Source organism: Halogeometricum sp. CBA1124, from assembly GCF_009741955.1.
Lineage (GTDB): Archaea > Halobacteriota > Halobacteria > Halobacteriales > Haloferacaceae > Halogeometricum > Halogeometricum rufum.
In genome coordinates this window covers 1-8,931 of record NZ_WPCD01000153.1, presented here as the reverse complement: position 1 = coordinate 8,931, position 8,931 = coordinate 1, and the positions used below count along the sequence as shown (strand labels likewise).

The following is an 8,931-nucleotide window of genomic DNA, read 5'->3' as shown; positions in this document are numbered from 1 at the left end:
CCGAGTTCTTCGAGGCGTTCGTCGGGGACGACGCCGTCGACCCACTTGCGGCGCGCGTAGTACTCGTCTTTCATCTCATCGAGTTCGCACAGTTGACCCTCGGAGGCCCCCTGTCCGGGGACGGCCTCGTCGCCCTCGAGGAAACGGCCCGGGAGCGTGTCGTCGGAGCCGTCGAAGCCGGCGAGGTTGTTGTAGTACCGCTCCAGCGTGTAGATGCGGTCGCCCGTCTCCATCAGTTCGTCCTCGGTCACGTCGAGGCCCGTCATGCCGTTGTACTGCAGGACGTACTCCTCGATGCCCTCCGCGAACGCGTTGAACTTGCAGATGTCGAACGAGTCGGAGATGGCGTGCATGTCCTGGAACAGGGCGCACAGTTCGCCCTTGCCCTCCCACTCGCGCGGGTCCACCTTCTCCGGCAGGCCGAGAATCTCGGCCGACGGCGTGTAGCCGCGCAGGTGACACGCGCCGCGGTTCGAGGTGGCGTAGCCGATGCCCATGCCCTTCATCGCGCGCGGGTCGTAGGCCGGGATGGTCTGGCCCTTGACCGAGAGCTTGTTCTCGTGGGCGCCACCTCGTCGGCGACGCGTTCCGCGCCCTTGGCGAGGAGTTCGCCGAGTTCGCTCTCCTGGTGGGCGATGTCCTCCATCACGTCCATCATGTGCTCGACGTCGCCCCACTCGATGCCCTCGCCGAGGTCGTCGAGTTTGCCCTGCTCGGTCATCTCCATCGCCATCGCGAGCATGTTGCCCGTCTCGATGGTGTCCATCCCGAGCTGGTTGCACATGTCGATCATGACGGCGATGCTGTCGCGGTCGTCGTTCATCGAGTTCGGCCCGAGGGCGAACGCCGACTCGTACTCGTAGGACTCGCCGCGGACGTTCATCTCCTCGCCCTTCCGCTCGTAGGTGACCTCGGTCTCCTTCTTACAGGCGACGGGGCAGGAGTGACAGGTCGGCTCGTCCACGAGGATGTTCTCGCGGACGTTCTCGCCGGACACCTTCTCTGCGTCGATGTTGGGTTCGGAGGGGTCCGCCTCGGCCTCCGAGTGCGTCGAGGTGTAGCGCCCGTTGCGCGTCGGCAGGCCGTCCATCTCCTCGGTCAGGTTCATGAGGACGTTCGTCCCGTACACCGACAGGCCGCCCTCGTTCGGCGCGGTGACGTCGGACTCGCGGATGAGTTGCATCGCCTGCTGGTAGCCCTCGGTGAACGTCTCCGGGTTCGCCGGTTTCGGCATCCTCGTGCCGGACTTGACGACGACGGCCTTGAGGTTCTTCGAGCCCATCACCGCACCCGTGCCGCCGCGGCCGGACGCCCGGTCGTCCTCGTTGACGATGCAGGCGTAGCGGACGCCGTTCTCGCCGGCGGGACCGATGGCCATCACGCTCAGGTTCTTGCCGACCTGTCCGTCGACTTCGCTCTCCAACTCGTCGATGGCGTCGTGGACGCCCCACTCGGTGATGTGGGAGGCGTCGCGGAGTTCGACTTCGCCGTCCTCGACGTACGCGTACGTCGGGTGTTCGGCCTTCCCCTCGAACAGGAGGCCGTCGAACCCGGCCCACTTGAGTCGCGCACCCGACCACCCGCCGTGGTGGGAGTCGGTGACGGTGCCCGTCAGCGGCGACTTCGTGCAGACGGCGATGCGTCCGCTCATCGGCGCTTGCGTCCCCGTCAGCGGCCCGTTCATGAACGCCAGCAGGTTGTCCGGTCCCATCGGGTCCACGTCGGGCCCCTGGTCGAACACGTACTTCACCCCGAGGCCGCGCCCGCCGATGTACTTGCGCGCGTCCTCTTCGTCGATACCTTCGTAGCGAACCTCTCCCGAGGAGAGGTCCACCCGTGCCACGTGGTCGTTGAATCCGCCTTGCTCGGTCATAGGTAACTATCTACCCTTATATTGGGACCAGAATGGGTTAGTCGTTCCCACACCGACGTAACGACAAACGGTTACGCGTTCGGCGGCAAATCTCGCCTCGGACGGCTACGGTCCGCGAACTTCGGGGAAAATCTGGCCGGTAGATTCGGTTTCGTTGGTCGGCTGTCACTCCCGCGCCAGCGTCGTCTGACTCACCGACCCGCCGCCCGTCGCGTCCACGACGAGCGTCGCCGGCCCGCGCGGCGGGCACGACCACCAGACGGTGGAGAACTCGTCCGTCCCATCTATCTGCACGCGGACCTCGTACCGCCCGGACGACGACACGGGGACGACGCTGGTCCGTTCCTCCGGCGCGAGCGTCCAGCGGTCGGCGAACAGACCCTCCTCGTCGGACGCCACCTGCACCGTCACCGCGTGTTCGACGTCGTCGTAGTTGACGAGAGTGAGTTCGGAGTTGGCCGGCCCGCACCCCGTCGCTCGCTCCCGCAGGTCGACGAACAGGCTGGGTTGCTCCGGCACCGACCACGAGTCGGCCACCGTCGCTCCGTCGGTCTCCACCCGGACGCGGTAGTCGCCCGACCGGTAGGTGACCGGCAGTTCGACCTGCGTCCGCGCGGGCACCTCGTACGTCTCCGTCAGCACCGCCTCGCCGTCCAGTTCGACCGCGAGGCGGGCTCGCCGCGCCGCCGGGTCGGGGTTCTCCAACACGACGCTCGCGGGCGCGTACCACCGCCCCTCGCCGTCGCCGACGAGCGGTATCGCGTCGTCGACGGCCGACGCCGCGAGGCCGCAGTCGCCCCGGCACACCGCCGTCCGCCAGAACTCGAACGCGCCGTCCCGGAGCGTCACCGCGCACCCGTCGAGGCGTTCGTCGGTGACCCAGTCGAACGTCGCCCGGTCGCCGCCGGCCGCCTCGGCGACGACGCGGTACGGCCCCGGTTCCGGGAGTTCGGCGCGCACGGGTCGCCACTCGCCCGGCATCAGTTCGAGGTTCCGGACGAACGCCGTCTCGCCGGACCGCGACTCCACGGCGACGGTGACGTAGGCGTCCGTCGCGTTCGGGTTTCGGGCCACGACGGTCTGCTCGAACGTCCCACCGGTCGACGCCGCGGGACTCCCGGTCGGCGTCGCGTCGCCCCCGGCACCGTCCGCCGTCCGCCCGGCGTCGCCGGACGCGGACCCGTCGGGGAGCGCGTCGCATCCCGCCAGTCCGGCCGCGCCGAGGGCCGAGAGCGTGCCGAGGAGCGCCCGTCTGGTCGGAGCGTCGGTTCGTCGCACGCGTTCGCGTTCGGCCCGCGGGGAGAAATATCGTGCTCCCGGTGCGGCGGCCCCGCCTGTCACCGGACGAAGGACGCATCTCGCCGGACGAAGAACGCATCTCGCCGGACGAAGGACGCATCTCACCGGACGAAGAACGCGTCGACGCCGTCGCGGACGCGGACGAGGAGGACCCCCCGTCGCGTGACGACGACGCTTCGCGTGTTCGTCAGCGACTCGTCCCCTCTCTCCACCGTCATCTCCGCCTCGTACAGGCCGGGGCCGGGGACGAACGCCGACACCGTCGCCGTCTCCTCGCGTCCGAGGTCCGCCGACCACGACGCCACCCGTTCGCCCTCCTTCGAGAGGACGACGGTGGCCGTCTGCGGCCCGCGTTCGTTCCGCACGCGGAGGTCCGCGCCCGCGTCGGGCCACGCGTCGACGCGCACGCCGTCGTCGTCCACCGCGAGGGGGAGGGCGACGCTCCGGTCGGCGTCGAGTCGCCCCCGCCACCGGTCGCCGTTCGCCTCGACGGTCACTTCCAGCCGTCTGAGCGGCGGTATCGTCGGGAAGCCGAGGACGGTGCCCGGCGGCGGCCGGTAGCGGTAGTCCAGCGCCGTGTCGCCGTCTATCTCGAAGCCGACGCGCACCTCGTGACGCCGACTGCCGGCGTTGGCGACGGTGACGGTGTAGCCCGCCCACGCGTCTATCTCCGGCCACCGGGGGTTGCCGAAGGGACGCGCCTCGCCGGCGACGGACACGTCGCCGCAGTCCGGGGTGCACCGCGCCGTCTGCCGGACGCGCACCTCGCCGTCGAGTTCGACCACGGCGTCGCGGTGGACGCCGTCCACGCGGAGGACGCCGCGCCCCGTCGCGCCGTCGGCCGTCTCCACGACCACGTCGTACGTCCCGCGCCGGGCGACGAGGTTCGGGTAGTGCCGCGTTCGGTCGGTCCCCTCGGGCGCGTACTCGCTGCTGTCCACGAGCAGCGTCCGGTCGCCGTGGCTCACGACGACGGTGACGAACCGCCGTTCCCCGCCCACGTTTCGGACGACGACGCCCAGCGGTCGTTCGACGTTCTCGCTCGCGGCGGCGGCGCTGTAGGGGAGCGACGGTCCGTCCCCCGCGTCGTCGGTGGCGACGGCCGTCTCCGACGCCGTCGCGGCCGGCGTCTCCGTCGCCGTTCGCGCGTCCGGCCGGTCGCCGCCGAGTCCGTCGCACCCGGCGAGGCCGACGCTCCCGGCGACGCCGAGCGCGGCGAGTAGCCTGCGACGTGTTGGCACGTGTGACGGTCGGGGCGGCGCGCCAATAACGCTTGCCTGTGGCGGGCGCGGCGCACTCGGCGACGACGAGCGACCGTGCCGCGGTCCGTCCGAACGCGACCGGCCGTCGATTCCGTCCGCCGGCCTCGGAGCGCAGGCGAAGCGGATTTACGCGCACGTCGGATACCACCGGTAATGAGTCAGCCGAGCCCCGAAGTGTACGAGCGGGGGAAGGGCATGGACGCCCACAACGAAGTGATGCGCGAGATTCGCTCGCGCAAGGACCGGACGTACGACCCGCACGAACCCACGCGCGTCTGGTTGGACGAGGACAACACGCCCGACGGCGTGAAGCGGTCGCTCACCATCATCCTCAACACCGGCGGCTGTCGCTGGGCGCGCGCCGGCGGGTGCACGATGTGCGGCTACGTCGCCGAGTCCGTCGAGGGCGGCAGCGTCGCCCACGAGGCGCTGATGGACCAGATTCAGGTCTGTCTCGACCACGAAGCGGAGAACGCGGACGAACCGGCCGACCTCATCAAGATATACACCTCCGGCAGCTTCCTCGACGAACGCGAAGTCGGCGCGGAGACGCGACGGGCCATCGGCGAGACGTTCGGCGACCGGGAGCGAATCGTCGTCGAGTCGCTGCCGGACTTCGTCGCCGCCGAGAAACTGGACGACTTCACCTCGCAGGGACTGGAGACGGACGTCGCAATCGGACTGGAGACGGCGACGGACCGCGTCCGCCACGACTGCGTGAACAAGTACTTCGACTTCGCGGACTTCGAGGACGCCTGCGCCGAGGCCGGCGACGCGGGCGCGGGCGTGAAGGCGTACCTGCTGATGAAGCCGCCGTTCCTCTCGGAGTCGGAGGCGGTCGCGGACATGAAGTCCTCCATCCGGCGGTGCGCCGCCGTCGACCACTGCCACACCGTCTCGATGAACCCGACGAACGTCCAGCGCTACACGATGGTCGACGAACTCTACTTCAACGGCGGCTACCGCCCGCCGTGGCTCTGGTCCGTCGCCGACGTGCTGGAGTCGACCGCCGACGTGGACGCCATCGTCGTCTCCGACCCCGTCGGGCACGGCTCCGACCGCGGCGCGCACAACTGCGGCGACTGCGACGACTTGGTGCAGAAAGCCATCAAGGACTTCGACCTCCGGCAGGACCCGACCGTGTTCTCGCAGGTGTCCTGCGACTGCGAGGGAACGTGGGACGTCGTGATGGCGGAGGAGACGTCCTACTCGATGCCGCTGGCCCGCTGATTAACTCGCCGACAACGTTCGGTAGGCGGTGACAAAACTTCCGCTAAGGGTCCGTTACGCCCCGCGAAGGCTGTGGGTAGTGATAGGGGTAGCCGCCGTCTCCTCTTCCGGGTGCGACGTAACCGCGACAAGGTACTGCGTACCCGCGCGCCTGCGCGGCGTCGCACCCACTCTACAGATGTACAAGACCGTGTATTACGCCGACGGCTGGCTGGAGATTCGGGAGTCCGACAATCCCGACGGCTGGATAGCCACGAGTTCGCCCCGTGCGGTAGATCCCTGAGACGACCGCCTCGTCACACCGTCGCTTCGTGTTGCTCGTCGAGTCGCGACGACGCGATTCGTCGCACGGATAGGTTCTCTCTCCCGAGTGGCGTCTTCCGCCCGAGTGACGCGGCTCAGTCCCGCGCGAACCCGCGGAGGACGCCCGCGCCGTCGGTGCTGCCGTTCAGGTCGGGCAGCGTCGCGCGTTCGGGGTGCGGCATCAACACGCCGACGTTCTCCTCCTCGCCGGTGATGCCGGCGACGTTACCGCGGGAACCGTTCGGGTTCGCCGCCTCGGTCACGTTCCCCGCCGCGTCGCAGTAGCGGAAGAGGACGCGGTCCTCCGCGACCAACCGGTCGTACCGGTCGTCGCTGATCTCGAACCGCCCCTCGCCGTGCGCGATGGGTATCTCGATCACGTCGCCCTCGTCGTAGGCGGCGGTCCACGGCGTGTCGGCGTTCTCGACGCGGAGGTGGACGTACTCGCACTGGAAGCGAGCGCTCTCGTTCGTCGTGAACGCGCCCTCGGTGAGACTCGACTCGCAGCCGATCTGCGCGCCGTTGCAGACGCCGAGGACGGGCGTGCCCTCGGCCGCCGCCTCGCGCACGTCGTTCATGATGGGCGACCGCGCGGCCATCGCGCCCGCGCGGAGGTAGTCGCCGTAGGAGAACCCGCCGGGGAGCACGACGCCCGTCGCGTCCGCCGGCAGGCCGTCCTCGTGCCAGACGCGTTCGGCGTCGATGCCGAGGTGTTCGAGGGCGGCGACGGCGTCCCGGTCGCAGTTCGACCCGCCGAACTGTATCACCGCGACCGTCACCGGGACGCACCTCCGTGTGCGGCCTCGACGGGCGGGGTGTCAGAGACGGTCATCTACGCCTCGGCCACCTCGACCTCGTAGTCGTGGATGGTCGGGTTGGCGAGGAGTCGTTCGGCCATCTCGTCGGCCCGGTCCTCGGCGGCCGCGGCCGACTCGGCGTCCATCTCCACCTCGAACTGGTCGGCCGAGCGAAGCGACTCCAACTCGAACCCGAGGCGTTCGAGGGCGCGCTTGGTCGTCTCGGCCTCCGGGTCGAGGACGCCCTGTTTCAGGCGCACCGTCACCGTCGCGGTGTAGGTCGTCATCGGTTCGTGGTGCGCGGTCATGAGCAAAAGCAGTTTTGGACTGCGTTCGGTATTCACGTTTGTGGATATCCATCCGACGCGGCCGGTACATGGTGCGTGCTACCGTGAGGCATGTCACGCTCGGGACGGCGGCCCAATCGTTGCGCGGAAAGACACCCTTTTGGCCGAGCGAAGTCTCCACCCGTCGATGACTCCGTTCGACAGCAGTCGGCGGTGGTACCGATGACAGACCTCACCGAGATCACCGTCATCGGAGGAGACAGGACCGGACTCGTCGCGAACGTCACCACCCTGCTGTTCGAGCGCGGAATCAACGTCGAAGACCTCGACCAGGCCGTCCGCGACGGCGTCTTCCGCATGACGCTGCACGCGGACACCTCCGAGATGGTCTGCACCGAGGAGACACTCCGGGACGCGCTCTCGGACCTCGGCGACGACCTGGGCGTGGACGTGCAGGTGCGCTTCCCCGCCGACCGCGACACCCAGCGGATCGCCGTCCTCGCGACGAAGGAGAGCCACTGCCTCGAAGCGCTGTTCGAGGCGTGGACGAACGGCGACCTCGACGCCGAGATATCGGTCGTCGTCGGCAACCGCGACCACCTGCGCCCCCTCGCGGAACGCTACGACGTGCCGTTCCACGACGTCGGCGACGAGAAGGGGTCGCCCGACGAGGACGAACTGCTCGCCCTCCTCGACGACTACGACGCCGACCTCGTGGTGCTGGCCCGCTACATGCGCATCCTCGGGCCGAACGTCGTCTTCCGCTACGAGGACCGCATCATCAACATCCACCCCTCCCTGCTCCCGGCGTTCCCCGGCGCGGCCGCCTACCGGCAGGCGAAGGAGGAGGCGTCCGCATCGCGGGCGTCACCGCTCACTACGTGACGACTGACCTCGACCAGGGGCCCATCATCACCCAGCGAGCGTTCGACGTGCCCGACGACGCCTCGCTGGAGGAGATCAAGTCGCTGGGGCAACCGCTGGAGGCCGACGCCCTCCTCGAAGCGGTCCGACTCCACCTCGACGACGCGGTGAGCGTCCACCGCGGACGCACCAGTCTCCGACCGGGCGCGGACGCCGACGACTACCAACTCGGCGCGACGGACGCGGCGACGGCGGCGAACCCGGACCGCCCCGTCGACGGACTCGCCGACACACTCCGCGACGGCGAGACGGCGGCAGCAGAGTCGGACGACGACTCGGCGGCCGACGAATCCGAGGCCGAAGCGCCGAACCCCTCGGACGACTGAAGCCGCCGGGTCGAGGCCGCCGAATCCGAGACCGACCCCTCCTTCTCAGCCGAACCGGTAGAACCCGCCCGCCCACTCGTCCACGTCGCCGCCCGTTCGCCCGCCGAGGTAGAGCGTCCCGTCCGCCAGCGACGGCGGCGCGGTCACCGTCACGTCCACCGTCCGCCGCCACCGTTCCGCGCCGTCGAACCCCGTCTCGGAGACGGTTCCCTCGCGGGTGACGGCGTAGATTCCGTCGGCGGCGGCGACGGGCACGTGGTGCCGTTCGTCCGCGGGGCCGGCGGTCCACGCCGTCTCGCCCGTCGCCGAGTCGTAGGCCGTCAGCGGACCGTCCCACCGCCCGACGACGACGCGGTCGCCCGCCAGTACCGGTTGTTCGTACCGCGAGGCGTGGTTCGTCGAGACGCCGCGGCGCGACCACAGCACCGCGCCGTCGGCCAGCGAGACGGCGTGCAGCGACCCCTCGTCGTCCACCGCGTAGCAGGCGTCGTCGCCGACGGCGGCCGGTTGGTGGACGGTCCGTACCGACGACTCCCAGCGCACGCTCCCGTCGCGGCGTCGAGGCAGAACAGGCCGCCGCCGTTCTCGTTGTAGCCGTTCGAGACGACGACGACGCCGTCGCCGCCGCGC

General features: G+C 69.7%; 6 protein-coding genes and 2 pseudogenes. 2 read left to right on the top strand and 6 right to left on the bottom strand.

Annotation, left to right across the window (positions count from 1 at the left end):
* The 3 genes and pseudogenes from GJ632_RS15800 to GJ632_RS15790 all read right to left on the bottom strand — a co-directional run.
* A pseudogene (locus GJ632_RS15800) lies at positions 1-1,873 on the bottom strand (aldehyde ferredoxin oxidoreductase family protein); the annotation flags it as partial.
* A 165-nt stretch (positions 1,874-2,038) separates the two neighbouring features.
* Positions 2,039-3,151: a hypothetical protein gene (locus GJ632_RS15795; RefSeq protein ID WP_191453455.1), complete on the bottom strand. Its 1,113-nt coding sequence runs from the start codon at positions 3,149-3,151 to the stop codon at positions 2,039-2,041.
* Between the two features lie 122 nt (positions 3,152-3,273).
* Entirely contained in the window at positions 3,274-4,413 is a 1,140-nt protein-coding gene (locus GJ632_RS15790) for a hypothetical protein (RefSeq protein ID WP_191453454.1), read from the bottom strand.
* Positions 4,414-4,587: 174 nt separating this feature from the next.
* Here GJ632_RS15790 and GJ632_RS15785 point away from each other — a divergent pair, with 174 nt between their 5' ends.
* Positions 4,588-5,664, top strand: coding sequence for an archaeosine biosynthesis radical SAM protein RaSEA (locus GJ632_RS15785; protein ID WP_191453453.1), 1,077 nt, complete (start codon positions 4,588-4,590; stop codon positions 5,662-5,664).
* Between the two features lie 398 nt (positions 5,665-6,062).
* Here GJ632_RS15785 and purQ read toward each other — a convergent pair whose 3' ends face one another.
* Entirely contained in the window at positions 6,063-6,746 is a 684-nt protein-coding gene (gene purQ, locus GJ632_RS15780) for a phosphoribosylformylglycinamidine synthase I (RefSeq protein ID WP_089808732.1), read from the bottom strand.
* Between the two features lie 53 nt (positions 6,747-6,799).
* Positions 6,800-7,051 carry a phosphoribosylformylglycinamidine synthase subunit PurS gene (gene purS / locus GJ632_RS15775; protein ID WP_191453452.1) on the bottom strand — a complete coding sequence of 84 codons (252 nt, stop codon included), beginning with the start codon at positions 7,049-7,051 and terminating at the stop codon, positions 6,800-6,802.
* A 222-nt stretch (positions 7,052-7,273) separates the two neighbouring features.
* On the opposite strand from purS, the pseudogene GJ632_RS15770 reads away from it, so the two are divergent.
* A pseudogene (locus tag GJ632_RS15770) lies at positions 7,274-8,301 on the top strand (formyltetrahydrofolate deformylase).
* Between the two features lie 45 nt (positions 8,302-8,346).
* Here GJ632_RS15770 and GJ632_RS15765 read toward each other — a convergent pair.
* The coding region (locus GJ632_RS15765; RefSeq protein ID WP_231751607.1) for a PQQ-binding-like beta-propeller repeat protein at positions 8,347-8,931 on the bottom strand (585 nt) is incomplete at its 5' end.

Bases quoted from the DNA above. Each gene is read 5' to 3' on its own strand.
- purS (WP_191453452.1), bottom strand. From the start codon at position 7,051: ATGACGACCTACACCGCGACGGTGACGGTGCGCCTGAAACAGGGCGTC.
- GJ632_RS15785 (WP_191453453.1), top strand. From the start codon at position 4,588: ATGAGTCAGCCGAGCCCCGAAGTGTACGAGCGGGGGAAGGGCATGGAC.